The sequence below is a fragment of the Oscillibacter ruminantium GH1 genome (genome assembly GCF_000307265.1).
GTDB classification, from domain to species: domain Bacteria; phylum Bacillota; class Clostridia; order Oscillospirales; family Oscillospiraceae; genus Oscillibacter; species Oscillibacter ruminantium.
This window is the reverse complement of record NZ_DF158896.1, coordinates 319477-346415: the sequence shown is the minus strand read 5'-3', so window position 1 is coordinate 346415 and position 26939 is coordinate 319477. Positions and strand designations below refer to the sequence as shown.

At 58.3% G+C, this 26939-nt stretch carries 28 protein-coding genes; 8 read left to right on the top strand and 20 right to left on the bottom strand.

Translation table 11 applies throughout. The features are described 5' to 3' along the window. Window positions 1–6 precede the first annotated feature (6 nt). Together ON16_RS01730 and ON16_RS01725 are read left to right on the top strand one after the other, a co-directional pair. Window positions 7–594 (top strand): thymidine kinase, encoded by a 588-nt coding sequence (locus tag ON16_RS01730; RefSeq protein WP_040658866.1) that lies wholly within the window; start codon window positions 7–9, stop codon window positions 592–594. After that, window positions 591–1460 (top strand): radical SAM protein, encoded by an 870-nt coding sequence (locus ON16_RS01725; RefSeq protein ID WP_040658865.1) that lies wholly within the window; start codon window positions 591–593, stop codon window positions 1458–1460. The genes ON16_RS01730 and ON16_RS01725 overlap by 4 nt, the downstream gene beginning before the upstream one ends. 180 nt (window positions 1461–1640) lie before the next feature. Here the strand turns inward: ON16_RS01725 and fumC are convergent, their stop codons facing one another. After that, on the bottom strand, window positions 1641–2999 hold the full coding sequence (gene fumC / locus ON16_RS01720; protein WP_040658863.1) for a class II fumarate hydratase: 1359 nt from the start codon (window positions 2997–2999) through the stop codon (window positions 1641–1643). Window positions 3000–3303: 304 nt separating this feature from the next. On the opposite strand from fumC, the gene ON16_RS01715 reads away from it, so the two are divergent. Together ON16_RS01715 and ON16_RS01710 are read left to right on the top strand one after the other, a co-directional pair. Further along, a complete protein-coding gene (locus ON16_RS01715; RefSeq protein WP_040658862.1) occupies window positions 3304–4119 on the top strand; it encodes a transketolase in 816 nt (271 codons plus the stop codon). A gap of 1 nt (window position 4120) precedes the next feature. Beyond that, window positions 4121–5047, top strand: coding sequence for a transketolase family protein (locus ON16_RS01710; protein WP_040658860.1), 927 nt, complete (start codon window positions 4121–4123; stop codon window positions 5045–5047). 75 nt (window positions 5048–5122) lie between these two features. Here the strand turns inward: ON16_RS01710 and ON16_RS01705 are convergent, their stop codons facing one another. Beyond that, window positions 5123–6139 (bottom strand): LacI family DNA-binding transcriptional regulator, encoded by a 1017-nt coding sequence (locus ON16_RS01705; protein ID WP_040659799.1) that lies wholly within the window; start codon window positions 6137–6139, stop codon window positions 5123–5125. Window positions 6140–6548: 409 nt separating this feature from the next. Here ON16_RS01705 and gap point away from each other — a divergent pair, with 409 nt between their 5' ends. Then, a complete protein-coding gene (gap, locus tag ON16_RS01700; RefSeq protein ID WP_040658858.1) occupies window positions 6549–7562 on the top strand; it encodes a type I glyceraldehyde-3-phosphate dehydrogenase in 1014 nt (337 codons plus the stop codon). 149 nt (window positions 7563–7711) lie between these two features. Here the strand turns inward: gap and ON16_RS01695 are convergent, their stop codons facing one another. The 12 genes from ON16_RS01695 to acpP all read right to left on the bottom strand — a co-directional run bounded on the left by ON16_RS01695 (window position 7712) and on the right by acpP (window position 17661). Then, window positions 7712–8173: a MarR family winged helix-turn-helix transcriptional regulator gene (locus ON16_RS01695; RefSeq protein ID WP_040658855.1), complete on the bottom strand. Its 462-nt coding sequence runs from the start codon at window positions 8171–8173 to the stop codon at window positions 7712–7714. 70 nt (window positions 8174–8243) lie between these two features. Continuing rightward, window positions 8244–8678, bottom strand: coding sequence for a 3-hydroxyacyl-ACP dehydratase FabZ (gene fabZ / locus ON16_RS01690; protein ID WP_369384220.1), 435 nt, complete (start codon window positions 8676–8678; stop codon window positions 8244–8246). Between the two features lie 2 nt (window positions 8679–8680). Continuing rightward, window positions 8681–9922 carry a beta-ketoacyl-ACP synthase II gene (fabF, locus tag ON16_RS01685; RefSeq protein WP_040658854.1) on the bottom strand — a complete coding sequence of 414 codons (1242 nt, stop codon included), beginning with the start codon at window positions 9920–9922 and terminating at the stop codon, window positions 8681–8683. Window positions 9923–10144: 222 nt separating this feature from the next. Further along, window positions 10145–10888: a 3-oxoacyl-[acyl-carrier-protein] reductase gene (fabG, locus tag ON16_RS01680; protein WP_040658852.1), complete on the bottom strand. Its 744-nt coding sequence runs from the start codon at window positions 10886–10888 to the stop codon at window positions 10145–10147. After that, window positions 10885–11817: an ACP S-malonyltransferase gene (gene fabD, locus ON16_RS01675; RefSeq protein WP_040658851.1), complete on the bottom strand. Its 933-nt coding sequence runs from the start codon at window positions 11815–11817 to the stop codon at window positions 10885–10887. The genes fabG and fabD overlap by 4 nt, the downstream gene beginning before the upstream one ends. Further along, window positions 11814–12746, bottom strand: a complete 933-nt coding sequence (locus tag ON16_RS01670; protein ID WP_040658850.1) for a nitronate monooxygenase — start codon at window positions 12744–12746, stop codon at window positions 11814–11816. Before ON16_RS01670 ends, fabD begins: the two co-directional genes overlap by 4 nt. Window positions 12747–12798: 52 nt before the next feature. After that, window positions 12799–13746, bottom strand: coding sequence for a beta-ketoacyl-ACP synthase III (locus ON16_RS01665; RefSeq protein ID WP_040658849.1), 948 nt, complete (start codon window positions 13744–13746; stop codon window positions 12799–12801). Next, window positions 13743–14558 carry an acetyl-CoA carboxylase carboxyltransferase subunit alpha gene (locus tag ON16_RS01660; RefSeq protein ID WP_040658847.1) on the bottom strand — a complete coding sequence of 272 codons (816 nt, stop codon included), beginning with the start codon at window positions 14556–14558 and terminating at the stop codon, window positions 13743–13745. The genes ON16_RS01665 and ON16_RS01660 overlap by 4 nt, the downstream gene beginning before the upstream one ends. Next, window positions 14551–15411: an acetyl-CoA carboxylase, carboxyltransferase subunit beta gene (gene accD / locus ON16_RS01655; protein WP_040658846.1), complete on the bottom strand. Its 861-nt coding sequence runs from the start codon at window positions 15409–15411 to the stop codon at window positions 14551–14553. The genes ON16_RS01660 and accD overlap by 8 nt, the downstream gene beginning before the upstream one ends. After that, window positions 15408–16796 carry an acetyl-CoA carboxylase biotin carboxylase subunit gene (gene accC / locus ON16_RS01650; RefSeq protein ID WP_040658844.1) on the bottom strand — a complete coding sequence of 463 codons (1389 nt, stop codon included), beginning with the start codon at window positions 16794–16796 and terminating at the stop codon, window positions 15408–15410. The genes accD and accC overlap by 4 nt, the downstream gene beginning before the upstream one ends. Window positions 16797–16798: 2 nt before the next feature. Continuing rightward, complete coding sequence (locus ON16_RS01645) at window positions 16799–17218, bottom strand: acetyl-CoA carboxylase biotin carboxyl carrier protein (protein WP_040658842.1); 420 nt, start codon at window positions 17216–17218, stop codon at window positions 16799–16801. A 212-nt stretch (window positions 17219–17430) separates the two neighbouring features. Further along, complete coding sequence (gene acpP / locus ON16_RS01640) at window positions 17431–17661, bottom strand: acyl carrier protein (RefSeq protein WP_040658840.1); 231 nt, start codon at window positions 17659–17661, stop codon at window positions 17431–17433. Window positions 17662–17972: 311 nt separating this feature from the next. Here acpP and ON16_RS01635 point away from each other — a divergent pair, with 311 nt between their 5' ends. The 3 genes from ON16_RS01635 (at window position 17973) to ON16_RS14845 (ending at window position 22195) form a co-directional block, all read left to right on the top strand. After that, on the top strand, window positions 17973–19136 hold the full coding sequence (locus tag ON16_RS01635) for a MalY/PatB family protein (protein WP_040658839.1): 1164 nt from the start codon (window positions 17973–17975) through the stop codon (window positions 19134–19136). 86 nt (window positions 19137–19222) lie between these two features. Then, on the top strand, window positions 19223–20266 hold the full coding sequence (gene fliB, locus ON16_RS01630) for a flagellin lysine-N-methylase (protein ID WP_040658837.1): 1044 nt from the start codon (window positions 19223–19225) through the stop codon (window positions 20264–20266). An 843-nt stretch (window positions 20267–21109) separates the two neighbouring features. Next, complete coding sequence (locus ON16_RS14845; RefSeq protein ID WP_051131464.1) at window positions 21110–22195, top strand: GGDEF domain-containing protein; 1086 nt, start codon at window positions 21110–21112, stop codon at window positions 22193–22195. 84 nt (window positions 22196–22279) lie between these two features. Here the strand turns inward: ON16_RS14845 and ON16_RS01620 are convergent, their stop codons facing one another. The 6 genes from ON16_RS01620 to ON16_RS01595 all read right to left on the bottom strand — a co-directional run bounded on the left by ON16_RS01620 (window position 22280) and on the right by ON16_RS01595 (window position 26913). Continuing rightward, the gene (locus ON16_RS01620; protein ID WP_040658835.1) at window positions 22280–23122 is read right to left on the bottom strand and encodes a DegV family protein; all 843 of its coding nucleotides are present in this window, start codon (window positions 23120–23122) and stop codon (window positions 22280–22282) included. A 345-nt stretch (window positions 23123–23467) separates the two neighbouring features. Further along, window positions 23468–24061, bottom strand: a complete 594-nt coding sequence (locus ON16_RS01615; RefSeq protein ID WP_040658833.1) for an ATP-binding cassette domain-containing protein — start codon at window positions 24059–24061, stop codon at window positions 23468–23470. Then, window positions 24058–24882 (bottom strand): ABC transporter permease, encoded by an 825-nt coding sequence (locus ON16_RS01610; RefSeq protein WP_040658832.1) that lies wholly within the window; start codon window positions 24880–24882, stop codon window positions 24058–24060. The genes ON16_RS01615 and ON16_RS01610 overlap by 4 nt, the downstream gene beginning before the upstream one ends. Further along, on the bottom strand, window positions 24860–25879 hold the full coding sequence (locus ON16_RS01605; protein WP_040658831.1) for an ABC transporter substrate-binding protein: 1020 nt from the start codon (window positions 25877–25879) through the stop codon (window positions 24860–24862). The genes ON16_RS01610 and ON16_RS01605 overlap by 23 nt, the downstream gene beginning before the upstream one ends. A gap of 15 nt (window positions 25880–25894) precedes the next feature. Next, window positions 25895–26161: a TM1266 family iron-only hydrogenase system putative regulator gene (locus ON16_RS01600; protein WP_040658829.1), complete on the bottom strand. Its 267-nt coding sequence runs from the start codon at window positions 26159–26161 to the stop codon at window positions 25895–25897. Window positions 26162–26445: 284 nt separating this feature from the next. Continuing rightward, the gene (locus ON16_RS01595; protein ID WP_040658827.1) at window positions 26446–26913 is read right to left on the bottom strand and encodes a nucleoside deaminase; all 468 of its coding nucleotides are present in this window, start codon (window positions 26911–26913) and stop codon (window positions 26446–26448) included. Between the last annotated feature and the right edge of the window lie 26 nt (window positions 26914–26939).

Genomic DNA, 26939 nt, shown 5'->3' with positions numbered 1-26939 from the left:
ACAGCAATGGCACAGCTTTACTTCAAGTACGGAGCCATGGGCTCCAGCAAAACGGCAAACGCTCTGATGACCCGCTTCAACTATGAGGAGCGGGGCCAGCAGACGCTTTTGGTAAAACCCCGGCTGGATCAGCGGGACGGCGACCACATGGTTTCCTCCCGCATCGGCCTGAGATACCCCTGCATCTACTTTGACGAAATGCGAAAGATCAACCCCATGGAATTGCAACAAAATGCTTGTATCATCGTGGATGAGGCCCAGTTCCTGTCGAAAGAGGAAGTGGACTATCTCGTCTCTCTGGTGGACGACTGCGGCATCCCTGTCATCTGCTATGGGCTGCGGGCTGACTTCAAGGGCGACCTGTTCCCCGGCAGCGAGGAGCTTTTGGTGATGGCGGACAAGATCGAGGAGGTCAAGACCATCTGCTGGTGCGGAAAAAAGGCCACATTCAACGCCCGGTTTGACAAGGACGGCCATGTGCTGAAAGAGGGCGCGCAGGTGGTGCTGGGAGCCAACGACCAGTACATCGGCTTGTGCCGCCGCCACTGGCGGGAGGGAAATCTCGGCCCGGATTTCAAGGCGGACCAGACATGATCTGTACGCTCTGTCCCCGTTCTTGCGGCGCAGAGCGGACGGAAACCGTCCCTGGCGGTGTCTGCGGTCAACCGCTGACCCCGGTGGCGGCGAAAGCCATGCTCCATCAGTGGGAGGAACCGTGCCTTGTGGGAGTCCACGGCGCGGGATGCGTCTTTTTCTCCGGCTGCAATCTCCGGTGCTGCTTCTGCCAAAACGACCCCATTTCCCTTCAGGGGCAGGGAAAGCCCGTCAGCGCGGCGCGTTTGCGGGAAATTTACGGGGAGCTGATTGCGCAGGGCGCGGCCTGCATTGATCTGGTCACGCCCACCCATTTCACACCCGTCATCGCGGAATCTTTGGAACCGGCGCTGCCGGTTCCGGTGGTGTGGAACTCGGGCGGCTATGAAAACCCGGAAACCCTCCGTATGCTTGCGGGCAAGGTGGATATCTATCTGCCGGACCTGAAATACGCCCTGTCCGCCCCGGCGAAAAAATACTCTGGCGCGGAGGACTATTTCGACTGGGCCAGCGCCGCGATTTTGGAGATGTTCCACCAGACAGGCCCGTACAAAATGGAAAACGGACAGCTGAAATCTGGTGTGCTGATCCGCCACCTTCTGCTGCCCGGAGAACTGGAAAACACCCGCCGCGTGATCGACTGGGTGGCGGAGACGTTCCGCCCCGGCGACGTGCTGTTTTCCCTGATGGCGCAGTATACGCCCCAGCCGGGTGCGGTTGGGAATCTGGCCCGCCATGTGACGAAGGCGGAATATGCCGCCGCCGTGCAATATCTGGAAAACTGCGGTGTTACCGACGGATATACTCAGGAGCGCACTTCCGCAAAAGAGGAATATACGCCGAATTTTGACCTTTCCGGGCTGTAAGGCGGCGCGGCATATTGCGTATTCGGTGTCGCGCGGGAATTATATGGGACTGCCCGGAACAAACTTTCTTTCATAAGCAAGCGGATTCCCCGCAAAAGTCACATGACTTTTGCGGGGAATCCGCTTATCGTATATTTATGAAAGTCTCTTTGCCGACCAACGCTCTGTCTATCCCGGCACTTACACCATTTTTTCAGGGCGCACCGCCTCGTCAAATTCCGTCTCGCTGAGCAGCCCCAGCGCCAGCACCGCCGCTTTCAGGGTCGTGCCGTCATGCAGCGCTTTTTTCGCGCACTGCGCCGCCTTTTCATAGCCGATCTTCGGCGTCAGGCAGGTCACCAGCATCAGAGAATTGTGAAGGTTAAAGTCCATCTTCTCCCGATTTGCCGTCAAGCCCTCCAAACAGTGGACGCGGAAGGATTCCATGGCGTCCGCCAGCAGACGGGCAGACTGCAAAAAGTTCTGCGCGCTCACCGGCAAAAACACGTTCAGCTGGAAATTTCCCTGAGACGCGGCAAAGCCCACTGCCGCGTCGTTGCCCATCACCTGCACCGCCACCATGGTCACTGCCTCGCACTGGGTGGGATTCACCTTTCCCGGCATGATGGAGCTGCCCGGTTCGTTCTCCGGGATATGAATCTCTCCCAGCCCGCAGCGGGGGCCGCCGGCATACCAACGGATATCGTTGGCAATTTTCATCAAGTTCGCCGCCAATGCCTTCAGCGCACCGTGAGAAAAGACCAGTGCGTCCTTGCTGGTGAGGGCGTGAAATTTATTTTGATCGGGGACGAACGTCGTTCCTGTCAAATTCGTGAGATAGCCGCAGACCCGTGCGTCGTATCCCTGCGGTGCGTTCAAGCCGGTGCCCACGGCGGTGCCGCCGATGGCGAGCCGCCGCAGCTCTGAAAGAGACGCTTCCAGCATCCGGCAAGGCGCGTCCACCAGCTCCCGCCAGCCGGAAATCTCCTGCGAAAAGCGGAGCGGCGTGGCATCCTGCAAATGGGTGCGGCCGATTTTGATCACGTCCCGATTCTCCTCCTCCAGCCGCAGAAACGTCTCGCTGAGCCGCTTTGCCGCAGGTAAAACGCTGTTCGCAACCGCCAGAACCGCCGCAATGTGCAGCGCCGAGGGAAAGGTGTCGTTGCTGGACTGGGAGGCATTGACATGGTCATTGGGGTGGAGGGAAATGCCCTGTTCCGCCGCCAGATGGGCGATCACCTCGTTGACATTCATGTTGGTCTGGGTGCCGGAGCCGGTCTGCCAGACGGCCAGCGGGAACTCTCCATCCCACTTCCCATCCCGAATCTCGGCGCACACGGTGGCAACCGCGCCCGCCTGCTCCCCTGTCAGCTTGCCGCAGTCCGCGTTGGCCCGGGCGCAGGCCTCTTTTAAATAAGCAAAGGCCGAGATGATCTCCTTTGGCATCTTCTCCGTGCCAATCTTGAAATTTTCAAAACTCCGCTGAGTCTGCGCGCCCCAAAAATGCTCCGCCGGGACGGCAATCTCCCCCATCGTATCATGCTCCAGTCTTGTCGCCATCTTATGCTCCCCCGTTTTTTTAATCGTTTTCGTGCGGTGCGGAAAGGTCTTTCATTTCTTTCTGCCGCCCTCTGTGTGCTTGTCCGGTGCAGGCCGTGTCCAGTAAACTTGATTGCTGTTTTTCCTCATTATAGCGGGGTTTTTTCCCCTGCGCAAGTCCCCCATGCGGTCATGCGGCTTTCCCTTTGACATCGAAGGCAGGCAAGTTGCGGCGGGGAGGTTCTTTCTTGACACGTCCGGTCACTTGTGATACCGTAAGGACTCAGGAATATACCCCAAATTCACGGGAATATGGAGGAACGATATGACAACGCAAGAGTTGGAACAATTCTGTGCGGCAGTGCGGCGGGACATCATCAACATGACCGCTAACGCCGGCAGTGGGCACCCCGGCGGGTCTTTGTCCGCCGTGGAGCTGATGAGCGCCGCGTTCTGCACCCAGATGCGGGTGGACCCCAAGAATCCAAAGGACCCCAACCGGGATCGCTTTGTTTTGAGCAAGGGCCATGCCGCCCCCTGCTATTACGGCGTTTTGGCGGAGCTGGGCTTCTTCTCCAAAGAGGAATTTAAAAACTTCCGCCAGCTTCACAGCATCCTGCAGGGCCACCCCGACGCGAAGAAGGTCCCCGGAGTGGACGCGTCCACCGGCTCTTTGGGTCAGGGAGTATCCATTGCCGTTGGCATGGCCCTCGCCGCCAAGCATATGGGCAAGGATACGAAGGTTTTCGCAATGTGCGGCGACGGCGAAGCACAGGAAGGCCAGATTTGGGAGGCCTTTATGTCCGCCGCTCATTATAAGCTGGACAACCTCACCGTCCTTTTTGATAACAACGGCCTTCAGATCGACGGCTCCAATGAGCAGGTGATGAGCCTTGGCGACCTGCCGGCCAAACTCCGGGCCTTCGGCTTTGATCTCATTGAACTGGCCGACGGCAACGATGCCGCCGCCGTGATGGAAGCCATGGCCCGCCCCATTGTTCCCGGCAAGCCCCGCTGCATCTTGGGCCACACGGTCAAGGGCAAGGGCGTGTCCTTTATGGAAAATCAGGTGGGCTGGCACGGCAAGGCCCCCAACGAGGATCAGCGGGCACAGGCCCTTGCGGAACTGGAGGGAAAGTAAGATGGCAGAAAAAATCGCTACCCGCGCTGCATACGGCGAGGCGCTGATCGAGCTGGGTGCGCAGAACGACAAGGTCGTTGTTCTGGACGCGGATCTGGCCAACGCCACCCAGACCGGAAAGTTCCAAAAGGTCTATCCCGACCGCCATTTCAACATGGGCATTGCCGAGGCAAACATGGTGGATGTGGCCGCCGGTATGTCCACCATGGGTCTTGTCCCCTTCTGCTCCACCTTTGCCATGTTCGGCGCTGGCCGGGCCTATGAGCAGGTGCGCAACTCCGTGGCTTATCCCCATTTCAACGTGAAGCTGTGCATGACTCATGCGGGCGTGTCCGTGGGTGAAGACGGCGGCAGCCATCAGGCCATTGAGGACCTTGCCCTCATGCGGGTGATTCCCGGCATGACGGTGGTGGTCCCCGCCGACGCCAAGGAGGCCAAAAAGGCCGTTTTCGCACTGGCGGAGTATGACGGCCCCGCGTATCTGCGGCTGGCCCGTCTGGCATCCCCCGTGTTTGAGGAGGACTATCCCTTTGAACTGGGCAAGGCCAACGTGATGCGCGAAGGTGCCGATGTGGCGGTCTTCACCTGCGGTCTGATGGTTTCCGAGTGTTTGGAAGCCGCAAAGCTGCTGGAAGCCGACGGCATCCACGCCGCCGTCATCAATGTCCACACCATCAAGCCCATCGACGCGGACTGCGTCACAAGGTACGCAAAGCAGTGCGGTGCGGTGGTCACCGTGGAGGAGCACAGCGTCATCGGCGGGCTTGGCGACGCGGTAGCGGACGTGCTGATGGGCAAGGTTTCCTGCAAGTTCCAAAAGCTGGGCGTCAGCGACCAGTTCGGCCAGTCCGGCAAGGCCGCAGATGTTCTGCGGGAATACGGTCTTACCGCTGACCAGATCGCGGCAAACATCAAGGCCGGACTGTAAGCCTTTGGTTTTTTCTCAAAGATCACATTAAAAAAACTGGCCGCCGGAAATTCCGGCGGCCAGTCCTTTATATTTTCAGCGATCTGAATGATTCCAAGACTTTGGTAAATCATAGGGACGGTAAGCAGAGGTAAGCACCTTTTCAAAGATCGGCGCGTCCGGGTCCTCCACCCGCTTTAAAATCTCTTCTCCAGCGGCGGTACCCAGCTCGTCCACCGGCTGAATGATGGAGTCGATCTGATTGGCATAAAGCTCATAAAAATCCGACTCGTAATCCACAAAGCTGACAAGATCAATGTCTCCCGCCAGCTGCACGCCCTTGCGGTGCAGATAAATAATGGACTCCGCGGCCATCAGGCCGTTGGTCACGATCACCGCGTCGCACTTTTGCTCCATCAATTCATCAAGACAGACCCGGGCGCTGTTTTCCATGGAGTCGCCATAGCGGATAAACGTCTCCTCCGGTGCAAGACCGCAGTCAGAAATTGCCTGCTGATAGGCGGAAATACGCTCCTTTGTGGTAGACAGGCGGGGCAGACCTCCGATGATGCCGATGCGCCGATCCCCCTTGCCCACCAGACGGCAGACGCTGCGGTAAATCGGCTGGAAATTGGAAACGCACACGGAGCTGAACTTTTTCTCGTTGAACACCCGGTCCACCAGCACCACCGGAAATCCGGCGGGGAGCAGACCGTTCAGCCGATCAAAATTGTCCATGGTACTGGCGATCAAAAGACCGTCCACCAGTCCTGCGGTCAGAAGACGGATGTTTTTCTCCTCCCGCTCCATATCCTCCTTGGTGTTGGCAATAATCAGGTGATACCCTGCAGCCGCCAGATGATTTTCCACCGATTCAATCATCGTGGCGAAAAATTTATTCGAAATATCGGGCACAATAAAGCCGATGGTCTTTTTCTTTCCGGTCCGAAAACTCCGGGCGGAGGCATCCGGCGTGTAGCCCAGCTGGGAAATCGCGGCGTAGACCCTTTCCCGCGTCTCCTCTGAGACGTATCGCGTGTTGTTGATGGTGTGAGAGACGGTAGCCGTGGACACACCGGCCATCTTCGCCACATCGCTGATGGTCACTTTCATATTGGAGGACCGTTCCTTTCTCACTTTCTCGTTTTTGCCGAACCGTCCGTAAACGGTTCCGGCAGAGTGCGGGCGCATGGCGCCATCAGGAGCAAGTCCCGTTTTCCGCGGCTTTTGCCCCTTGCGTAAGCTGTTCGGATCTTACGTAATCATTTAATTTGAGTTTAGTATATGCTCCTTCCGTCCCAACGTCAACCCCCCGCTTTGTCTTTTTCATGAAAATCTGTGCACTTTTCCCATGCATTATGGGTTTTATACAAGGAATTCAGGGAAAGCTTATAGTTTTTGACACTTGAAAAAAAAATCAAGTTGTGATACTATGCTTATGCAAACGATTAACAAAACGTTTGCGCAATCGGTTTTTTAGCGGCTCGATCTGGGCCGTAACTTTGAAAGGGGACTTTATTTCATGAAGACTCAAATTGGTATTAATGGTTTTGGCCGCATCGGCCGTCTGGTTTTTCGCGCCGCTCTGACTCGTGACGACGTGGAAGTTGTTGCCCTGAACGATCCGTTCATGACCCCCGACTATATGGCCTATATGCTGAAGTACGACACCACCCACGGCCGGTTCAACGGCACGGTGGAGTTTGACGAGAACCATCTGATCGTCAACGGCCAGAAGATTACCGTTTTCTTCGAGAAGGAAGTCTCCAACATTCCTTGGGGCAAGGTTGGCGCAGAGTATATCTGCGAGTGCACCGGCCAGCATCTGAGCAAGGATCTGTGCCAAGGCCACATCGACGGCGGCGCGAAGCACGTTGTCATGGGCGCTCCCTCCAAGGATGACACCCCGATGTTCGTCATGGGCGTGAACAACCAGAAGTACACCTCCGACATGAAGTTCGTGTCCAACGCCTCCTGCACCACCAACTGCCTCGCCCCCATCGCCAAGGTTCTTCAGGAGAACTTCGGCATCAAGGAAGGCCTGATGACCACCGTTCACTCCGTCACTCCCACCCAGAAGATTCTGGACGGCGCTTCCCTGAAGGATTGGCGCGGCGGCCGCGCTGCCTGCGGCAACATCATCCCCTCCTCCACCGGCGCGGCCAAGGCCGTGGGCAAGGTTATTCCCGAGCTGAACGGCAAGCTGACCGGCATGAGCATGCGCGTCCCCACTCTGGACGTGTCTGTCGTCGATCTGACCGTTACGCTGGAGAAGCCCGCCTCTTATGAGGACATCTGCAAGGCTATGAAGGCCGCTTCCGAGGGCGAGCTGAAGGGCGTTCTGGGTTACACCGAGGACCCCGTTGTCTCCTCCGACTTCCTGGGCGATCCCCGCACCTCCGTGTTCGACGCCAAGGCCGGTATCGCTCTGACCGACACCTTCGTGAAGGTCGTTTCTTGGTACGACAACGAGTGCGGCTACTCTAACAAGATGGTGGATCTGATCCGCTACATGTCCTCCGTGGATCACAAGTAATCGCTTTTCGCAGACAAACTTTCAAGGGCGCGCCGCAATGCGGCGCGCCCTTGCGTTTTTATCTAGTTTTTCAGACAAGTTAGGCGGAAAGCGCCCCGAAAAGTCAACCGACTTTTCGGGGCGCTTTTTAATGCGTACGCGGCCGCGTATTATTCAACGCTTCCGGGAGACTCTGGAAGCTCCACCTCCGGCATCAGTTCCTCGCTTACGATACTGAGCATTTCTGTCAGCTTCGCCCGATCCTCCGCAGAAAACCGCCGGTCCATCCTTGCTACCACTTCCTTCACATAGGAAGTGCTGATGTTGTAATAGTCAATATACTTCTGCGTCGCCCGCAGGTGGAACTCCCGACGGTCTTCCGGCGACTGAATCCGATTCACATACCCCTTTTTCACAAGGCTGTTGACCTTGTAAGCCGCGTTGGACGGCGAGATATGCAGGAAGGAGGCAAACTCATTGATGGTGGGGCTCCCAAGCGCCTGAATGGATTCCATACAAAAGGTTTCCACCGTGGTGAGGCTGGCCTCCCGCGACTGAAAGCGGGTCAGAACCTCCTGATAAAAATGCAATTTGAACTTGGTGTAGACCTCAAAAAACAGCTGATCCAGCATGGCAAACTCCGCCCTCTCAAAAATTTGTGCCGGGTTCCCGATTCTCACAGTGAGCCGCTGGGCGGCAGTATCACTGTCCGATGGCGAAGGTCAGCTCCGCCGTGGCAACGACCGCTCCATCCACTCTGACCTCCGCCTCCCCGATGCCTACCGGGCCGCGCTGCTTTGTCAGGGTGCAGGTGATCTCCAGTACATCGCCGGGAGTGACCTGCCGCTTGAAGCGCGCGTTTTTTACCGCCCCCAGCAGGGCGATCTTCCCCCGATTGGCCGGCAGGGCCAGCACGGCCACGCCGCCCACCTGCGCCATGGCCTCGATGAGCAATACACCGGGCATCACATGCTTTTGTGGAAAATGCCCCTGAAAGAACGGCTCATTCACCGTGACGCACTTAATTCCCTTGGCCCACTTGCCCTCTTCCCCATCCACAATCCTGTCCACCAGTGCAAAGGGATACCGGTGGGGCAGAATTTGGGCAATCTGGTCGGAATCGTACTGCATTCCCATGCTCACGCCTCCCATTTCTTCAGCAGGATACTGCCGTTGTGTCCGCCAAAGCCCAGAGAGTTGGACAGAGCGTATCGCAGGTCGCTGTCGCGGCCCACATTGGGCACCACATCCAAATCGCAGGCGGGGTCGGGCACCTGATAGTTGATGGTAGCGGGCAGATAGCCTTCTTTCAGCGCCAGCGCGGAAAAAAGCGCCTCCACAGCGCCCGCCGCGCCCAGCATGTGGCCGGTCATGGACTTGGTGGAGCTGACAGCCAGCTTTTTCGCGTGGTCACCAAACACCGTCTTGATCGCCAACGTCTCACCCGCGTCGTTCAAGGGGGTGGACGTGCCATGGGCATTGATGTAGTCCACGTCCTCCGGCTTCGCGCCCGCATCCGCGAGCGCCAGCGCCATAGCCTTCGCGCCGCCGCTGCCGTCCGGCAGGGGGGCGGTCATGTGGTAAGCGTCGCAGGTGACGCCATAACCCACAAACTCTGCATAAATCTTCGCGCCGCGGGCCTGCGCGTGGCCCAGCTCCTCCAGCAGCAGGATCGCCGCGCCCTCGCCCAGCACAAAGCCGCTGCGCTCCGCGTCAAACGGAATGGAAGCGCGGCTGGGGTCCTCGCTCTGCGTCAGCGCCTTCATGGTGGTGAACCCGCCCACGGCCAGCGGCGTCACAGCGGACTCGCTGCCGCCGCAGAGCATCGCGTCGGCGTAGCCGTCCCGGATGTAGTGGAACGCATCGCCCACGGCGTTGGTTCCTCCTGCGCAGGCCGTCACCGGGCAGGAGCACATGCCCCGGAAGCCCGCGTCGATGGCAATGCGGCCCGCCGCCATATTGCAGATGCTCATGGGAATGTAAAAGGGCGACACACGGTCAAAGCCCTTTTCGCGGCCCCGGTCGTGTTCGTCTTCGGTATTCTGCAAAGCGCCAATACCGCTGGACACGATCACGCCGCAACGGTCCAAATCCGCCTGCTCCGCATTGAAACCGCTGTCTTGCAGCGCCTCCCGGGCGGCAATCATGGCAAACTGGGTAAACCGGGCCATATGCTTGGCCTCTTTTTTATCCAAGAAATTTTCCGGCTGGTAATCCTTGACCTCCGCCGCCAGTTTAACCCTCTGATCGGCGGTGTCATATGCAGTGATGGGCGCGACGCCGCACACCCCATTACGTGCTGCCTGCCAGCTCTCAGTGGCAGAGTGTCCGATGGGCGTGATGGCACCGATGCCGGTGATCACAACTCGTCTTTTTTCCATAGTGTTCTCCTTATTTAGGCACTCGTCCCGGCGGACCGCAGTTTTCAATATACCGCGTTTGTTTGCCGGGACAGCGAATCCAGTTACAATTACTTCCGTGGCGGGAAAGCGAGAGATAGGAGGGCTTGCCGTGCTCCTCGTCCCTCTCCTCGGCAAGGACGCAGCGCAATGAGCGAGCTTTCCCAGCAAGGGAAAGGGAGGGATAGGGAGCTTGCGGCTTTGTCACATACCCATGCCGCCGTCCACACCCAGCACCTGACCGGTGATATACGCGGCCTCGTCGCTGGCGAGGAACGCCACGGCACACGCCACATCCTCCGGCGCGCCCAGACGGGCCTGCGGAATGGTGGCAAGCAGCGCAGTCTTCGCCGATTCCGGCAGAGCGGCAGTCATGTCGGTGGTGATGAAGCCGGGAGCCACGGCGTTCACCGTGACGCCCTTGGCCGCCAACTCCTTGGCCAAAGACTTCGTCATGCCGATCACGCCTGCCTTGCTGGCGGCGTAGTTCACCTGTCCGGCGTTGCCGTGAACACCCACCACAGAGCTGAGGTTCACGATCCGTCCGTACTTCTGGCGGAGCATGACGCGGCTCACCGCCTTCATGCATAGAAACGTTCCCTTTAGGTTCGTATCAATGACCGCGTCGAAATCTTCCTCTTTTGTCATCATCAAAAGCCCGTCCCGGGTGATGCCCGCGTTGTTCACCAGAATGTCAATCCGGCCAAATTCCTTCATGGCGGCATCCATCAGGGCCTTAACGGCGTCCGTGTCCGCCACATTTCCCTGCACGGCAAGCGCCTTGCAGTCCAGTGCTCTCAACTCGTCCAGCGTCTCCTGCGCGGCGGCGGTATTCCCCGCGTAGGAAAAGACGACGTTTGCGCCGCCCTCCGCCAGACGGCGGCAGATGGCGCGGCCCAGTCCCCGGCTTCCGCCGGTGACCACGGCGGTCTTTCCTGTAAAGCTCATTTGAATGCCACCTCTTTCAACAGTTCCGGCAGCTTTTCCACGTCCTCCGCCGTCTCCACGGCGAAAACCGGAAAGCCCGGCAGTGTCTTTTTCACAAACCCGCTCAAAGCCTTGCCCGGCCCGATCTCCACCATGGCGTCCACGCCCAGCGCCGCCATGGCGCGAATGCAGTCCTCCATGTACACGCTGGACTGCACCTGCCGCTCCAGCAATGCGGGAATCGTGTCGGATGCGGCTTTTTCGCCGCCCAAGCAGTTGTGCAGCACGGGAATTTTCGGCTCCTTGAATGTCACTGTTTTGAAGTATTCCGCCAGCGCGTCCCCGGCGGGCTTTAAAAGCCGGGTGTGGAACGGGCCGCTGACCTTCAGCGGCATACAGCGCTTCGCGCCGTTCTCTTTTGCAATGGAGGCAGCCTTTTCAACAGCGGCCTTCTCTCCGCCGATGACGATCTGGCCCGGGCAGTTGAAGTTGCAAGGTTCCGCCACGCCCAAGTCGGATGCGGCCTTGCAGGCCGCCGATACCGTTTCGCGGTCCGCGCCTAGCACCGCCATCATGGCGGATTCCACGCCCTTTGCCGCGTCAGTCATAGCTTTTCCGCGAAAGGAAACCATCTTTACAGCATCTGCGCCGTCCAGCACTCCGGCCGCATACAGCGCGGAATACTCGCCCAGCGAAAGACCTGCGGCGGCAGCGGGGACGATCCCCTTCTCCGCCAGCACATCGGTCAACCCCACGGCGAAAGCCACCATGCAGGGCTGGGTATACTCCGTCTCGTTCAAAACACCGTCCGGGTCCGTGAAGGAGACCGTCTTCACGTCAAAGTCCGCGCCGTCCAGCGCGGCACGAAAGGCCGGGTATTTCTCATACAGGTCCGCACCCATGCCGGGGTGCTGCGCACCCTGTCCGGCGTATAAAAAACCCAGCTTCATACTGTCTCCGCCAATTCCCGGATACGCGCGTCACCGCCGGCAACCAGTTCCGCAAAAATCTGACGCACGGGCTTGATCTCATGGAGCATACCGGCCACCTGTCCGGTCATGACGCTGCCAGTCTCCACATCGCCCTCCAGCACCGCCCGGCGCAGGCCGCCCAGCGTGACGGTTTCCAGCTCCTCCAGCGTGGCGTTGCGCTTTTCCAGCTCCAGATAGGTGCGGGACATCTTGTTTTTCAGCACCCGCACCGGCCCGCCGATGCTGCGGCCCGTGACCACGGTATCGGAGTCCTTAGCCTTTAAAATCGCCTGCTTATAGTTTTCATGGATGGGGCACTCCCGGCTTGCCAGCAGGCACGTCCCCACCTGCGCGCCGATGGCGCCCAGCGCATAGGCGGCGGCCAACTGCCGTCCGTCGGCAATGCCGCCCGCCGCAATGACGGGGACGCTTACCGCGTCGATCACCTGCGGCACCAGCGCCATGGTGGTCATCTCGCCCACATGACCGCCGGACTCGGTGCCCTCGGCAATGAAGGCATCCACGCCGTAGCGTTTCAGCCGCTTGGCCAGCACCGCCGCCGCCACCACGGGCATCACCTTGATGCCCGCCTCTTTCCAGGCGGGAATATATTTTCCGGGGTTGCCCGCGCCGGTGGTCACCACCTTCACGCCCTCTTCCAAAATCACACGGGCGATGTCGTCCGCAAAGGGACTCATCAGCATCAGGTTCACGCCGAAGGGCTTGTCCGTCAGCTCCTTGGCCCGACGGATTTCCGTCCGGAGACGGTCGCCGTCCCAGCCGCCGGTGGCAATCATGCCCAGCGCCCCCGCGTTGGAGCAGGCGGCGGCAAACTCGCCGGTGGCAATATTTGCCATACCGCCCTGAATGATGGGAAACTCCGTTCCCAGCAATTCGTTCAGTCTCATATCGTACCACTCCCCCGCAAAATGCCGCGCAAGATGCGGAAGTCCTTTCTATTTACTTAAATTCCACCAGCGCCGCGCCCCATGTGAGGCCGCCGCCGAAGCCCACCAGCATCACGCGGCTGCCGGAAGCAACCTTTCCAAACTGGGAAAGCTCGCTAAGTACCATGGGGATGCTGGCGGCAGATGTATTGCCATACTTTTCAATATTCTTGTAGTATTTTTCTTCCGGGATGTGGTATTTCCGCACCGCCAGATCAATGATGCGGGTATTGGCCTGATGGAACACGAAGAAGTCCACATCATCAATCGTTCTGCCGTTGCGCTTGAGCACCTGATCGATGCACCAAGGGACGGCGGTGACAGCAAATTTGAACACCGGCTGACCGTTCATGAAAATCTGAGGCGGGTCCTTATGCCCCGCGCCGGTGACGCCCAGCATGTCGCTGTCGCCGTGGCAGCCCAGCAGCGCGTGGATGGACTCATAGTCCTCGTTCCACTCCACCACCGCCGCGCCCGCCGCGTCGCCGAAGAGGACGCAGGTGGAGCGATCCTCCCAGTTGATAAACCGGCTCAGCATCTCCGCGCCGATGACCAGACCATGCTTCTGGGGCGACGCCGCCAACATGCACTCCATGGTGTGCATGGCAAACAAGAAGCCGCTGCACGCGCCATTGAGGTCAAAACAGATCGTATCGTCCTGCAATCCTAGATCCCGCTGCACAAGGCATGCGGCAGAGGGAGCCAAAAAGTCCGAAGTGAGAGTGGCCACGATGCAAACGCCGATCTCCTCCGGCTTGATCCCCGCCTTTTCCAGCGCCATTTTCGCCGCCTCGCGGCACATATCGGAGTGAGTCTCCTCCACGCAGTGGTGGCGGGTTGTGATGCCGGTCCGAGAGGTGATCCACTCGTCGCTGGTATCCACAATCTTCTCCAAGTCGGCGTTGGTCATCAGCTTCGGCGGGGTATAGTGCCCCATGCCGCAAATCTTGATTCCGCTCATTGGTCCTCCTTCGGGGGTGTCCCCATCTGTCTGAATTTCTGATACCGCCCGGCCGCCAGCGCGTCTCCGCTCTGCCGGGAGAGGGCCTTAAGAGTTCGGTCCAGCGCGGCGTCCAGCTCCCGCAGAGCGATCTCCGGCGCAAGGTGGGCACCGCCCGCAGGCTCCGGGATAATCTCGTCGATGACGCCCAACCGCTTCAAATCCGGAGCCGTCAGCTGCATCAGCTGGCAGGCCTCCTCGTGCCGGGAGGAATCCTTCCACAAAATCGTGGCAAAGCCCTCCGGCGAAAGGATGGAGTACACGGCATTGGACAGCATCAGCACCCGGTCGGCAACGCCCAGCGCCAGCGCGCCGCCGGAGTTTCCCTCCCCGGTGACGGTAGCCACCACCGGCACGGTGAGCCGGCTCATTTCCATGAGATTCCGGGCGATGGCCTCGCCCTGTCCCCGCTCCTCCGCCTCCATACCGGGATAAGCTCCCGGCGTGTCGATAAAGGTCAGGATGGGGCGGTGAAATTTTTCTGCCTGCTTCATCAGGCGCAGCGCCTTGCGGTAGCCCTCCGGCGAGGGCATTCCGAAATTGTATTTGAGGTTTTCCTCCAGCGTCCGCCCCTTACGTGTGGCAATGACGGTGACGGGCCGCCCATGGAACCGGGCGATCCCGCCTAAGACGCTCTCGTCCTCGCCCGCGAAGCGGTCGCCCCGCTGGGCAAAGAAGTCCGTGAACAGTCCGTCAATCCATTCCCGCGCGTTGGGGCGCTGGGGATGGCGGGCAATCGTCACCTTCTGCGCGGCTGTGATCGGTTCAGCCATTGCGGCCTCCTTTCTCGTGGAGCGCCAGCAGCTGGGAAATCGTCTGGCGCAGCTCGCTGCGGGGCACCACCGCGTCCACAAACCCGTGCTCCATCTGGAATTCCGCCCGCTGGAAACCCTCCGGCAGTGTTTGGCCGATGGTCTGCTCGATGACCCGGGGTCCGGCAAAGCCAATCAGCGCTCCCGGCTCCGCCAGAATTACATCGCCAAGGCTGGCAAAACTGGCGGTGACGCCGCCGGTGGTTGGATTCGTCAAAATTGATAGAAAGAATCCGCCCTTTTCGTCAAATCGCGCCAGCGCCGCGCTGGTTTTCGCCATCTGCATCAGGGAGAGAATCCCCTCCTGCATCCGCGCACCACCGCTGGCGGAGAAAAGGACTAGAGGCAGCTTGGTTTTCCCGGCGTACTCGATGGCGCGGGTGATCTTCTCCCCCACGGCGGCGCTCATGCTGCCGAGGAAAAACCGTCCGTCCAAAACGCCTGCCACGCATTTATGCCCATCCACCGTGCCCACGGCGGTGACCACCGCCTCGTTCAGTCCGGTCTTCTTCCGGGCAATTTCCAGCTTTGCCTGATAGCCGGGAAAGTGAAGCGGATCTGTGGAGGTGATACGCGGGTTCAACTCCCGAAAAGAACCGGGGTCCAAAATCGTGCTGAGGCGGTAGTATCCGCCCAGCGGCAGGTGATGTCCGCACAGGGGGCAGACATACTGCGCCTGCACCAGCGCACCGGCGCTCACGGTTTGACCGCAGCCGGGGCAGGCCGTTCCGGCGGGAACCACATGAGTCCGCCCGTCCCGGAACGCCTTCATCGCCAGCAGCTTTTGCCGCCGCTGAGCAAAAATCGAAGTCATTGTGTCGCCTCACTTTCCGCCGCCAAACGGTCCCAATCCAAAAGCTCTTGCAGGTGATTTTCGAGGAACGCGGTGGTGCACACGCCCCGCACATAGTCGGGATGGCATAAAATCAAATGGCTCAGTCCCGCGTTGGTGGGGAACCCCTCGATGGTCAGCTCCTCCAGCGCCCGGCGCATCCGGCGGATGGCTTCCAGCCGGGTGGGGGCGTGGACCAAAACCTTCGCCGCCAGAGAATCGTAATAGGGCGGCAGCATGTATCCGCTGTACAGGCCGGAGTCAATGCGCACGCCGGTGCCGCCGGGGAAATAGACAAAGCTGGCCGTGCCGGGACAGGGGCGGAAATTCGCCGCCGGGTCCTCCGCGTTGACGCGGCACTCGATGGCATGACCGCTCAACTTCACGTCCGCCTGCTCCATCCCTAAGGGCAGGCCCGCGGCAATGCGGATCTGCTGGCGCACGATGTCAACCCCGGTGACCATCTCCGTGACGCCGTGCTCCACCTGAACGCGGGTATTCATCTCGCAGAAGTAAAACCGGTTGTCCTCCGCCAGCAGAAATTCCACGGTTCCGGCGTTTTCGTATGCAACGGCCTGTGCCGCCCGGACTGCCGCCGCGCCCATCTCACGCCGAAGCTCCGGCGTGAGGCACCGGGCGGGCGCCTCCTCAATCAGCTTTTGGTTCCGGCGCTGAACCGAGCAGTCCCGGTCATAGAGATGGATGGTACGGCCCTGACTGTCTGCCAAAATCTGAAACTCAATATGCCGGGGATTCACCACGAATTTTTCAAGATACATGGTTCCGTCGCCAAAGCAGGCCACCGCCTCGCTTCTTGCCTCGTGAAACGCGGCGGGAAGGTCCTCGGCGGACTCCACTTTACGGATGCCCCGTCCGCCGCCGCCGGCGCTGGCCTTGAGCAGCACGGGATAGCCCACCTCCGCCGCAATTTTCAGCGCGGCGTTCTCGTCGGCCACCGGGCCGTTGGACCCGGGGACCGTGGGGACTCCCGCGGCCTTCATCAGCGCGCAGGCCGCTGCCTTGCTCCCCGCCTTGCGGATAGAGTCCCCAGAGGGGCCGATGAATTTTAGCCCCGCCTGTGCACAGGCGTCCGCAAAATCAGCGTTTTCCGATAAAAAGCCGTATCCGGGGTGAATGGCGTCGCAGCCCGTGGACTTTGCCACGGTCAGCAGTGCCGCCTGATTGAGATAACTGTCGGCGGCCTTGGGCGGGCCGATGCAAACGCTCTGGGTAGCCAGCTGGACATGGAGCGCGTCCGCATCGGCGGTGGAATACACCGCCACGGTTTCGATCTCCATTTCCCGGCAGGCCCGCAGCACCCGCAGCGCGATCTCGCCCCGGTTCGCGATCAAAATGCGCTTGAACATGCTTATGCCTCCCGATAGCGGAAGATGGGCGCGTCAAACGCCAGCAGCTCGCCGTTTGTCGCCAGCACTTCCTCAATCACGCAGTCGCAGGGGGCGGTCACCTCGCTCATCATCTTCATGGCCTCGATCAGGCACACGGTCTGGCCCTTGCGGACCGGATCGCCCACTTTTACCAGCGGCGGCTGATCGGGGGCGGGAGCGGCGTAAAACGTCCCCACCAGCGGGGCGCGGATGACGGGGCCGCTTTCTTCAGCAGGGGCAAAAGCAGAGGCGACTGCGGCGGTTGCGGCGGGGACTGCAGGAGCCGCGGCGCTTCCCGCTCGGCTCAACTCCAGCGTATCTCCGCCAATCGTCACCTTCATGGTCAAAACGCTGCTGCGTTCAAAGCGGTCCAACAATTCAAAAATTTCGGAATTGGTCATGGTTTTCCTTCCTTTTTTCAGCGGCGGCCGGAGGCATCTCCGGCCGCCGCGCGGCCCTTTGACGCCCTTTCGGGCAGTTCAAAAAACTTAAGCCCCGGATTCACAAGCAGGATTAAAGCAACACAGACGGGCTGCCCGCGCTTGTGCATACCGGCTCTTACATGGAGCGTGAAAGGGAACCGGACCGGTTCCCTTTCACGCACTTTGCAAAATCAGGCTTTGTGGTCTTCCAGATACTTCACGATATCGCCCACGGTCTTCAGATTGGGCAGTTCTGCGTCATCAATCGCAACGCCGGTGGCCTCTTCCAGTGCCATGACCAGCTCCACAGAAGCCAAAGAATCGGCGCCCAGATCGTCCGCCAGAGAGGCTTCCATAGTCACCTGCTCGGCCTCGCAGGCCAGAGTCTCCACGATCACGTCGCGTACTTTTTCAAAATCCATGATAAAATCTCCTTAAATCAAATGTTCATTTTTAGCTGTTCATTTTTTAGTCAAAAAAATTGAACTAAAATGTTTGAAGTAATTTTAACCGCCGTGTTCCTGTTTGTCAATAGCAAAAAGCGTGAGATTTTGTCGCCTCTCCCAGTTGGGAAGTGTATATCTTTACCTGACAGGCTTCAAAGGTTTGAAAACAGTGGTCTGCGGGATTGCGCTCAAGGAAAAAGCGTGATAAAATACCAAATCACAAGGGTTTCCGACCCCGCAATACCTTATTATATAATGTATAAACAGTCTTAGAAAGTGAGGGCATTATGAGATATGATTTTGACACTGTGATTGACCGTTCCGGCAATCGCGCAGCAAAATACGACGAGCGGATGAAAAAGTTTGGCACGGAAGACGTGATCCCCCTGTGGATCGCGGATATGGATTTTCGGACCGCCCAGCCCATCATCGACGCGCTGAAAGCCCGGGCCGAGGAGGGTATCTGGGGCTATACCGCCCGGCCCGACAGCTACTTTTCCGCCATCCGGGGCTGGCAGAAGCGGCGCAACGGCTGGGACATTGACCAAAACCTGATGAGCTGGAGTTTGGGCGTGGTGCAGACCATTTCCGCCTGCGTGCGGTTGTTCACGCCGGAGGGCGGCAGCGTCCTGATTCAGACGCCGGTGTACTCCGAGTTTTACGACATGACCGAGGCATGGAACCGCAAGGTGGTGGAAAGCCCCTTTGTGGAGAAGGACGGCGTTTGGGCTGTGGATTGGGCGGACTTTGAAGAAAAGCTCCGCCAGAGCGACCTGTTTCTGCTGTGCAATCCCCACAACCCGCTGGGCATTGTCTGGACGCCGGAGGAGCTGCGAAAAATGGCGGCGCTGTGCGAGAAATACCATGTAACGCTGGTATCCGATGAGATTCATTCCGATTTGATTTTCCATGGTAAAAAGCACACTCCCACCGCCGCCGTGGCCAACAACGTCATTACCTGCATCTCCGGTACGAAGACCTTCAATCTGGCGGGACTGCAAGCATCCGCGGTGGTGTTCCCCGACGCGCACAAGAAGGAGGTTTACGACCACTTCTGGCAGCGCATGGACATCCACCGCAACAACGCCTTCTCGCTGACCGCCATGGAGGCCGCCTTTACCTCCGGCGACGAGTGGCTGGATCAGCTTTTGCCCTATCTCAGCGCCAATTTTGATTATATCCGGGACTACTGTGCTGCAAACATTCCCCAAATCAAACCCAATTTGCCAGACGCCACCTATCTGGTCTGGCTGGACTGCCGGGACTTGGGGTTCAGCAATCAGGAGCTGCACGATTTCATGATTCAAAAGGCAAAGCTGGGCCTGAATGACGGCGTCTCCTTTGGCCGCAGTCTCAGCGGCTTTATGCGGCTGAACGCCGCCTGCCCCCGCTCTGTGCTGGAGCAGGCCATGAGACAGCTGAAGGCGGCTGTGGACGGTCTGGGGCTGTAAGGCCGCACTGCAATCCCGCGCTTTGGCGCGCACATACTTAAAGAACGTGGATTCACTTACGAACGGTTAAAAAAAGGGGAATTGCTATGGACCTGCGCGCGCCGGATTATTTTGAACAATTTCACTGTCTTGCGGGCGCATGTCCCCATTCCTGCTGCGAAGGGTGGGAGGTGGAGATTGACGGAGCTTCGGCCGATTTTTACCGTGCGCTCCCCGGTCCGCTGGGGGAGCGCCTTCGCGCAGCCTTGCAAACCGAGGACGGCGAGGACTATTTTGCTCTGACCGGCACGGGCCGCTGTCCCTTTTGGGACGCGGACGGCCTGTGCGCCATCCACCGCGCGCTGGGACCGGAACATACCGGCGAGGTCTGCCGCAGCCATCCCCGCTTTATCGAGGATTATGGGCCGCTGCGGGAGACTTCCCTCTGCGCCTCCTGTCCGGAGGCCTGCCGCCTGCTGCTGGATTCCACCGCGCCGCTGACATTCCCCCTCACCCAAACAAACAAGGCCGGGGAACCGCCGGACCCATGGCTCTCTCCCCTGCTGGTGTGGCGGGCAAAGGCGCTGGAACTGCTGCAAAACCGTTCTCAGCCTCTTTATTTTCGCCTTGGAGCACTGTTGACCTTTGCCGACGCGGCGCAGGCACTTCTGGATGAGGATGCGGCGGAGGAAATTCCAAGTCTATGCCGGGATTGGACCGGAACGGTCCTGCCCATTCCGCCCGTCGGAGAGGGTCTTTTTCCCGAGGGCTGGGCACTTTTGTCCGGTCTTGAGATTCTTGGGGACGACTGGCGGACACTGCTGCGCCAGGGCGGAGAAACCGTCCCTGGCGCAGTGGCGGAGCCTCTGCTGGAACGGATCACCGCCTACTTTTTATTTCGTTACGCGCTGAAGTCCATCAACGACGGTGATCTGCTGGGACGGATTCAATTCGTCCTGTTCAGCACCTTGACGGTGGAGCGGGCGGCGAGCCTCCTGCCCCTCTCCGAAGCCTTGCGGCTCTATTGCCGGGAGATTGAGCACGACGCGGAGAATTTGGACGCGCTGCTTCTGGCTTTCCGCACCAATTCCGCCTTTGCTCCAGCCTCTTTTCTGAGAACCCTGCGGATTAACAAACTACCTGATATTTGATAAATTACGCAAAAAGTTGCAACCGCATCGTTTATTTTGCACATATTTCAACTTGTCAATCGTCGCAAAATGTAGAAACACACAAATTCCTCTTGACTTTTACGCGGTAATGTGGTATTTAATAATTACCGGAAGGGAGTGAGTCCAATGGGCTAGCACCAGCGGAATCCAATCTCATTTCTCACCGCCGCGTTTGGAAGAAGCCAGCAAATTCTTCGGCAGCAAATCTTTTTTCAGTACCCCGGCAGACCTTGACGAATGTTTAGCAGTTTCCAATGAAACCTCGGCAGAGACCAAAAACGAAACACAGCTCATTTTGATGAGGATCACGAGATTCGGTTTTGGCAGTGTCCAAGGCAAGCTATCTGCGTGTACCTGATGTTTTATGGATTGGCTATCCACCGAACAGTTTCTCGGTTTCTCGGCAATCTCGCAAGTGTTTCCGGTTTCCCGCAAAGCATTTTCTGGTTTCCAATTCCAAAGCCTTCCAAACGTGATTCCACGAAAGTACGAGGTAAAAACATGACAGAAAACCCCAGTCAGAAGTGACCCCCCATCTGCGTTGGACAGATGGGGGGTCGGTTTTTTATGCCGCAGAGAAAGCTGCGGTCTTTTTTGTCTCCTCAAAAAGTGCTTTGATATTTCGTCCTTCTTCGCATTTTAAAGTGCGAATTTATGCAACCATCTCTGTATAGCGCTGAACTGTTGAGATTTTAGGTAAAAACATTCATTTTATATTGAATTTTTATAGGGAAAATGATAGAGTAATGGCGAAATGGTCATCTCCCAGCCCAGCATATGGTCCCATTGCTTGTTTAAACCGCAGTGGGAAGGAGGTCGCAGATGTATACGACAGCAAGAGTTTCATATATCCGACGTTTTGTCGATATTTGGCTGCAGCACAGCGCCAAGTTCTTTCTGTTTTCCGCTCTCTGTATCCATGCTCTGGAAATACCGGTCTGTCTGTTTCTGGACTCTCTGCCGTTGCTCTTTCTGAACGGCCTCAGCTGCTCAATTTATCTGCTTTTGCTGCATACGGAAAAGAAACGGCCGGATCTGGCCGTCACGTTCGCCGAGGTAGAGGTTCTCTTTTTTTCCATCAGCGCCAGCTCCGTTGCCGGACTGGCAAGCGGTTTTTTTCTTTACCTTATCTGCCTGCTGGCCATCAGTTCATATCTGAGCGACGCGGTAAAACATTGCTCTGTCGCTGCGGTGCAGGTGCTGGATTTGGAGGGCATTGTGGTGCTGCTGTGTATCAGCAGCAACATTCCTCTGAAAATCGAGGGCGTTCCCGCGCTGTCGGACGCAGCTTTGCATATACTGTTTGTTATGAATCTGTTGATCTGCGTATGCACCACGCTGTTGTCCGTTTATCTGTCCAGCCAGACACTGCGCCGCCGCAATCAGGAGTTGGAGGCCGCTAACCGCAATCTGGAATACATTGCCTCACACGACCCGCTGACGGGCCTTCAGAACCGCCGAAACTTATACAAGCAGTTGGAGTCGCTCTGTCTGGATGCGGACCGGGATGGCACCGTCTTTTGTGCGGCGATGGCGGATATCGACGATTTCAAGTCCTTCAACGACCAATATGGGCACAACCACGGCGATCTCGTTTTGACCACTATTGCAAGCTGCGCCTGCTCTCGCATTGGGGAGAAGGACATCATCTGCCGCTGGGGTGGAGAGGAAATCCTGATCCTATTTGTCAACACGTCAATTACCGCTGCAAAAAACATTCTGGTCCAGATTCAATCAGATTTACATGCCTTGACTGCGGTGAGAAACCCTCCCTTTTTTCAAGAGGTAACATTGACTTTTGGTCTGGCGCAGCATGTCTTCGGCCAATCCGCGCAGGAACTGGTATCGGAGGTGGACCGTTTGCTCTATCGTGGAAAGCTGGCAGGCAAAAACTGCGTGGTGTGCTGAATTTGTTTTCATATTTGACTCCGAAAGCTAAAAAAGCCCCCGGCGGATTTTATCCGCCGGGGGCTTTTTTCTTCTTCTTCCGGCTCAGGCCTTCCGGAAAAAACCAATGCCAAGCGTATTTTGGCCGCAGTGAGAAAAAATCGTACACCCGGCCTTGCTCTCCAAAATTTCGCCAAAGCGTCCGTCCGCCCGCAGGACCTCCCGGGCCACGTCCGCCAGCTCCGGCCCAAACGCGCTGTCCACCAGCCAGACCCGCTCTGTGTCAATGTCCGTTCGCCCGTCCAGCCGGTCGTGGATATACTCCATCACGACCCGCTCCATGGACCCGCGGTACTTTTTCGTCACGGACATCTTTCCGTCGATAACCTCCACGCAGGGGTGGAGTTTCAAAAGATTCGCGCCAATCGCCGTGACAGCGCTGCACCGTCCGCCCTTTTTCATGTAGTCCAACCGTTCCAGCACAAAGCTGACTTCGGCTCTGTCCCGCAACGCTTCCAGCTCTTCCACAATCTCGGTGGGAGACTTGCCGGCCTGCGCAGACGCAGCAGCCCGCAAGGCCAACTCGCCGATTCCAATCGTCAGATTGGCAGAGTCGACGATATAGACTCCCGGCAGCTCCGCTGCCGCAATGCGGGCATTCTGATAGCAGCTGGAAAATTTAGAACCCAGATTGACATGGACCACCGCGTCATACTTTTCCAGCAGGCGGCTGAACAAATCATGGTAATCCGCTGCGTTCACCGCGGTGGTTGTGGTAATATCTCCGCCTGCATCCACATGGGCAGCAATATCCGCCGGGTGAATATTCACACCGTCCTGATAGAGCTTTTCACCTTTCACAATGCCCAGCGGCACCACCGTAATATCATTTTTCTGCAGCAGCGCGTCAGGCAGATCGCAGGTACTGTCCGTGGTAATTTTGATCATGGGCGGGTCTGCTCCTTTTCATACGTCTGATTTTTAAAAGCTATCCCATATATCCGCAAGCGGCATGGCGCATTTTAAAATAAGATTCATTTTATCATAGCTTGCCCGAAATTTCAAGGTTGCGGCGCAGCCGCAATATATCCTCCGCGGCGGCGCACGATCCCCCCTGCTGCGCAGGCGGGCCGTTTCCTATCAAACGTTATCCGTAAAATCAGATTTCCCTTTACAGGTATTCTATTACAGAGTATACACACTGTCCGGTAAAAATTCAACACTCTATATAAATCTCTCAAAAACCCGATGTGGCCTAGGCCACATCGGGTTCTGCAATACACGACCCGCCCATTAGGGCGCGTCTATCCTTTCCAATTCCAACCCCACGATTCTGGCTTCCAGTCCCGCCGCGTCAGACCGGTCGTGGGTCACCAGCAAAACCGTCTTCCCCGCCGCGCGGCGGCGGATGCAGGTGATGGCCCGTTTTCGATTTTCCTCGTCCAGTCCCGTAAACGGCTCATCCAGTACCAAAAAGTCAAAGGGGACGCTCAGTGCCCGGGCCAGCGCCAGACGGCGCTTCATGCCCCCGGAATACTCCCCGGCGGGCTTTTTCTCCCCAAGGTCCAGACCCAGCTCCGCCAAAAGCTCCGCGGCCGCCTTTTCCTCGTAGTCCCCGCCCAGAATAAAGCGGAGATTGCCGGCCGCATCCAGCCGATCCAGCAGGCGGTCTTCTTGAAACACGGCGGAAAGGCGGGCCTTTTCCAGCCCCATGACTGTGCCGCCGTCCGGCTGTTCCAGTCCCAGAAGAATACGTACCAGCGTAGTTTTTCCCCCACCGGAAGCAGCCATCAGGCAAGTTACGCCGGGGCGGAGCGTCAAGCTGACGCCTTGCAGCACCGGCGTGCCGCCGTAACTCTTCGTAAGATTTTGAATTTCCACGGTCATGACTTCTCCCCCCTTGCGCTCAGCCGGTCCAGCAGGCAGAGAACCAGACGCTCAAAAACAGCGGACACCGCCACAATGCTTACCGTCCAGGCAAACAATTCCGGTGTTTCCAGATAAATTTTCGCGGTGTAGAGCCGCTCGCCCACGGACATAGGGGGCAGGCCGATGACCTCCGCCGCCACGCCGGACTTCCAGCAAAGGCCCAGTCCCAGCGAACAGGCGGAGCGAAACCACGGCAGCACCTGGGGCAGATAAATATCGCGCAGCCGCCGGGAAAGCGGGACACGGAACACCCATGCCATCTCCAAAAGCGCCCGGTCTGTGCGATCCACGCCCTCTAGGAGATTTAGATACACCGTTGGAAACACCATCAGCGCGGAAATAAACCACGAAAGGTGACGGGAGGGCAGCCACACCAGCGCCAAAATAATGAATGACACTACCGGCACCGCCTTTACCGCTGTTACCAGCGGGGCCAGCAGCTCCCGTACGGGGCGGAACCGGGCGGCGAGGGCCGCCAGTACCACTGCCAGCGCGCAGGCCGTGAGAAAGCCCCCCAGAATCCGGGCGGCGGACCAGCCCACCGAATGCCAAAAGTCGGCGGTGACCGCCAGACGGACAAGGCAGACCAAGACTTCCGCCGGAGAGGGCAGCAGCAGCCTCTGCCCCAGCGCTAAGGCCCCCAACTGCCACAATCCCAGCCAGAATGCCACGGCCCAGACCCGGGCGCCGCCCTTTTGGGCAGGACGGGGACCGCCGTCAAAAAGACGGCGGTCCCCTGTTCTCTTTTTTTGCGGTTTACGCGCCGAAGTAGAAATCATCTTTTGGCAAGGCCCCGCCCACGGACGCGGGGTTCAGGTCGAACAACACGGTAAGATAGCCGGAGAGCTTTCCGCTCATCTCCGGTCCCGTCAAGCACACGATGTTGCAGGCGGGCAGCGCCTTTTCCGCCACCGCCGCGTCCACGATGTCATAGGAGCCGATCAGCTGGGCTGCATCCGCCGCGTTGGCATTCACCCAATCCACAGAAGCGGCATAATCCTTTAAAAATGCGTTGACCGCACCGAGGTTTTTCTCCACAACTTCTTTCCGGGCCACCACCACGCCGGTGATAAGAGAGGAACCGTTATTCAGCGCGTCCCACTCCGCCGTCAGATCCAGCGCCACCCGCAGGTCGGCCAGCTTGCTCTGGGCCACGGTGACAAAGGGCTGGGGCAGCAGCGCCACGGTCGCCTCGCCGGATGCCAGCGCGCTGACGCATTCGCTATGCTCGCTCTTCCAGTCGATGGTCACATCCCTATCCGGGTCCACGCCGTTTTCACTCAGCAGATACCGCAGCGCATATTCCGGGGTGGAACCCTTTCCCGCCGCCACAATGGTCATGCCCGTGAGGTCGCGCACAGACTGCACCGCATTGCCGTTTTCCACGAGGTAGAGCACGCCCAGCGTGTTCACCGCCAGCGTCACGATCTGTCCTTCGGTCTTGTTGTACAGCACAGAGGCAAGATTCGCCGGGACACAAGCCATGTCCAGCTCGCCCTGAATCAGCTTGGGGGTGATCTCATCCGGGGACGCCGCCAGCGTAAAGGTATAATCGTTGCCAGTCCCGCCAGCCTTGTCCGTGTCGTCCATCAGCTTGACAAGGCCCATAGCGGTGGGGCCTTTCAGCGCGGCAACGGAATAGCTCTCCCGCGTGTAGGTGCCGTCTCCCGGGGCGGAGACCGAACCGGAGGACGCGCCGTTATTTCCCCCGCAGGCGGCCAGACTCAACGCCATGACCAGAGCCAAAAGCATCGCGGAGATTTTTGTTCTTTTCATCGTTTCTTCCTCTTTTCAGTGATTTTCTTCCAGCTTTTCAGCTGGAGCATAGACGGTCTTCGCAGTGACGCCGCGCAGCCTTCCGATTTTCCCCGACAGCGCGGACACCGTCTCCTGCGGTGCATCCACCGCCACGGAAATGATGTTGATTCCCCGCTTGGGATAAGGCACTCCCATGCGCCCGATGATAGATTGCCCAAATTCGTGCAAAAGGCCATTCAGCGCCTCCACAGAATCCGGGTTGTGGACCAAAATGGCGATCACCGCCACGCGGCTGTCCAAAAAACCAGCTCCTTCCCAATTTCTGCCGTTCAAACCGGCTAAAGGCATTATTTTGCGCTAAAAAATCCCCTCTGCCAAAAGGCAGAGGGGAGAACGTACCACAACGGTGCGCAGGTCATCCCTGCGCTTCCTCCTCCGTCTTCCGGCTCGGAACATATCCTTGCCAATCAGATGAACAGATCATTCAAAGGTGGGCGGGCAGAACGCATCTTTCCGCTCACGGGAAAATCATAGCACGCTTTTTCAGTTTCGTCAACCGCCCGATTTTGACCCAAAGTCCAATCTCAGCCCTTGCCGTTTTTTGAAAAATAAGCTGTCAAAATTTTCAGGCTCTCTTCTCGAAGTATGCCGGATGTGACCTCCGGCTTCCAGCCGGAGTTTTCAAAAACCAGCCGGCAGCATTCCGCGCCCGTCTCCCCCAAAATTTTGCACAGGTCGATATCGCTGGCGCCGTATACCAAACGGCCCAGCTTTGTCCACACCATGGCCCCGCAGCACATGAAGCAAGGCTCGCAGCTGGAGTAAAGCGTATACGAGCGCAGATCCGTGACCCCAGTTTCTCCGCAAAAGCGCCGCAGCAGCCCCGCCTCTGCGTGAAAGGTGGGATCAGTACAAGTATAAATCTGGTTTTCGTTGCTGTATACAACCTCCCCATCCTTCACCAGAACCGCCCCAAAGGGTTCGTTCCCGTGAGCTACCGCCAATTCAGACAGACGGACCGCCTCTTTCATAAACAACGCATCGTTTTCCATATCCGATTCCTCCATTCACATCATTC

Bases quoted from the DNA above. Each gene is read 5' to 3' on its own strand.
- ON16_RS01730 (WP_040658866.1), top strand. From the start codon at position 7: ATGGCACAGCTTTACTTCAAGTACGGAGCCATGGGCTCCAGCAAAACG.
- ON16_RS01725 (WP_040658865.1), top strand. From the start codon at position 591: ATGATCTGTACGCTCTGTCCCCGTTCTTGCGGCGCAGAGCGGACGGAA.
- fumC (WP_040658863.1), bottom strand. From the start codon at position 2,999: ATGGCGACAAGACTGGAGCATGATACGATGGGGGAGATTGCCGTCCCG.
- ON16_RS01715 (WP_040658862.1), top strand. From the start codon at position 3,304: ATGACAACGCAAGAGTTGGAACAATTCTGTGCGGCAGTGCGGCGGGAC.
- ON16_RS01710 (WP_040658860.1), top strand. From the start codon at position 4,121: ATGGCAGAAAAAATCGCTACCCGCGCTGCATACGGCGAGGCGCTGATC.
- ON16_RS01705 (WP_040659799.1), bottom strand. From the start codon at position 6,139: ATGAAAGTGACCATCAGCGATGTGGCGAAGATGGCCGGTGTGTCCACG.
- gap (WP_040658858.1), top strand. From the start codon at position 6,549: ATGAAGACTCAAATTGGTATTAATGGTTTTGGCCGCATCGGCCGTCTG.
- ON16_RS01695 (WP_040658855.1), bottom strand. From the start codon at position 8,173: ATGCTGGATCAGCTGTTTTTTGAGGTCTACACCAAGTTCAAATTGCAT.
- fabZ (WP_369384220.1), bottom strand. From the start codon at position 8,678: ATGGGAATGCAGTACGATTCCGACCAGATTGCCCAAATTCTGCCCCAC.
- fabF (WP_040658854.1), bottom strand. From the start codon at position 9,922: ATGGAAAAAAGACGAGTTGTGATCACCGGCATCGGTGCCATCACGCCC.
- fabG (WP_040658852.1), bottom strand. From the start codon at position 10,888: ATGAGCTTTACAGGAAAGACCGCCGTGGTCACCGGCGGAAGCCGGGGA.
- fabD (WP_040658851.1), bottom strand. From the start codon at position 11,817: ATGAAGCTGGGTTTTTTATACGCCGGACAGGGTGCGCAGCACCCCGGC.
- ON16_RS01670 (WP_040658850.1), bottom strand. From the start codon at position 12,746: ATGAGACTGAACGAATTGCTGGGAACGGAGTTTCCCATCATTCAGGGC.
- ON16_RS01665 (WP_040658849.1), bottom strand. From the start codon at position 13,746: ATGAGCGGAATCAAGATTTGCGGCATGGGGCACTATACCCCGCCGAAG.
- ON16_RS01660 (WP_040658847.1), bottom strand. From the start codon at position 14,558: ATGGCTGAACCGATCACAGCCGCGCAGAAGGTGACGATTGCCCGCCAT.
- accD (WP_040658846.1), bottom strand. From the start codon at position 15,411: ATGACTTCGATTTTTGCTCAGCGGCGGCAAAAGCTGCTGGCGATGAAG.
- accC (WP_040658844.1), bottom strand. From the start codon at position 16,796: ATGTTCAAGCGCATTTTGATCGCGAACCGGGGCGAGATCGCGCTGCGG.
- ON16_RS01645 (WP_040658842.1), bottom strand. From the start codon at position 17,218: ATGACCAATTCCGAAATTTTTGAATTGTTGGACCGCTTTGAACGCAGC.
- acpP (WP_040658840.1), bottom strand. From the start codon at position 17,661: ATGGATTTTGAAAAAGTACGCGACGTGATCGTGGAGACTCTGGCCTGC.
- ON16_RS01635 (WP_040658839.1), top strand. From the start codon at position 17,973: ATGAGATATGATTTTGACACTGTGATTGACCGTTCCGGCAATCGCGCA.
- fliB (WP_040658837.1), top strand. From the start codon at position 19,223: ATGGACCTGCGCGCGCCGGATTATTTTGAACAATTTCACTGTCTTGCG.
- ON16_RS14845 (WP_051131464.1), top strand. From the start codon at position 21,110: ATGTATACGACAGCAAGAGTTTCATATATCCGACGTTTTGTCGATATT.
- ON16_RS01620 (WP_040658835.1), bottom strand. From the start codon at position 23,122: ATGATCAAAATTACCACGGACAGTACCTGCGATCTGCCTGACGCGCTG.
- ON16_RS01615 (WP_040658833.1), bottom strand. From the start codon at position 24,061: ATGACCGTGGAAATTCAAAATCTTACGAAGAGTTACGGCGGCACGCCG.
- ON16_RS01610 (WP_040658832.1), bottom strand. From the start codon at position 24,882: ATGATTTCTACTTCGGCGCGTAAACCGCAAAAAAAGAGAACAGGGGAC.
- ON16_RS01605 (WP_040658831.1), bottom strand. From the start codon at position 25,879: ATGAAAAGAACAAAAATCTCCGCGATGCTTTTGGCTCTGGTCATGGCG.
- ON16_RS01595 (WP_040658827.1), bottom strand. From the start codon at position 26,913: ATGGAAAACGATGCGTTGTTTATGAAAGAGGCGGTCCGTCTGTCTGAA.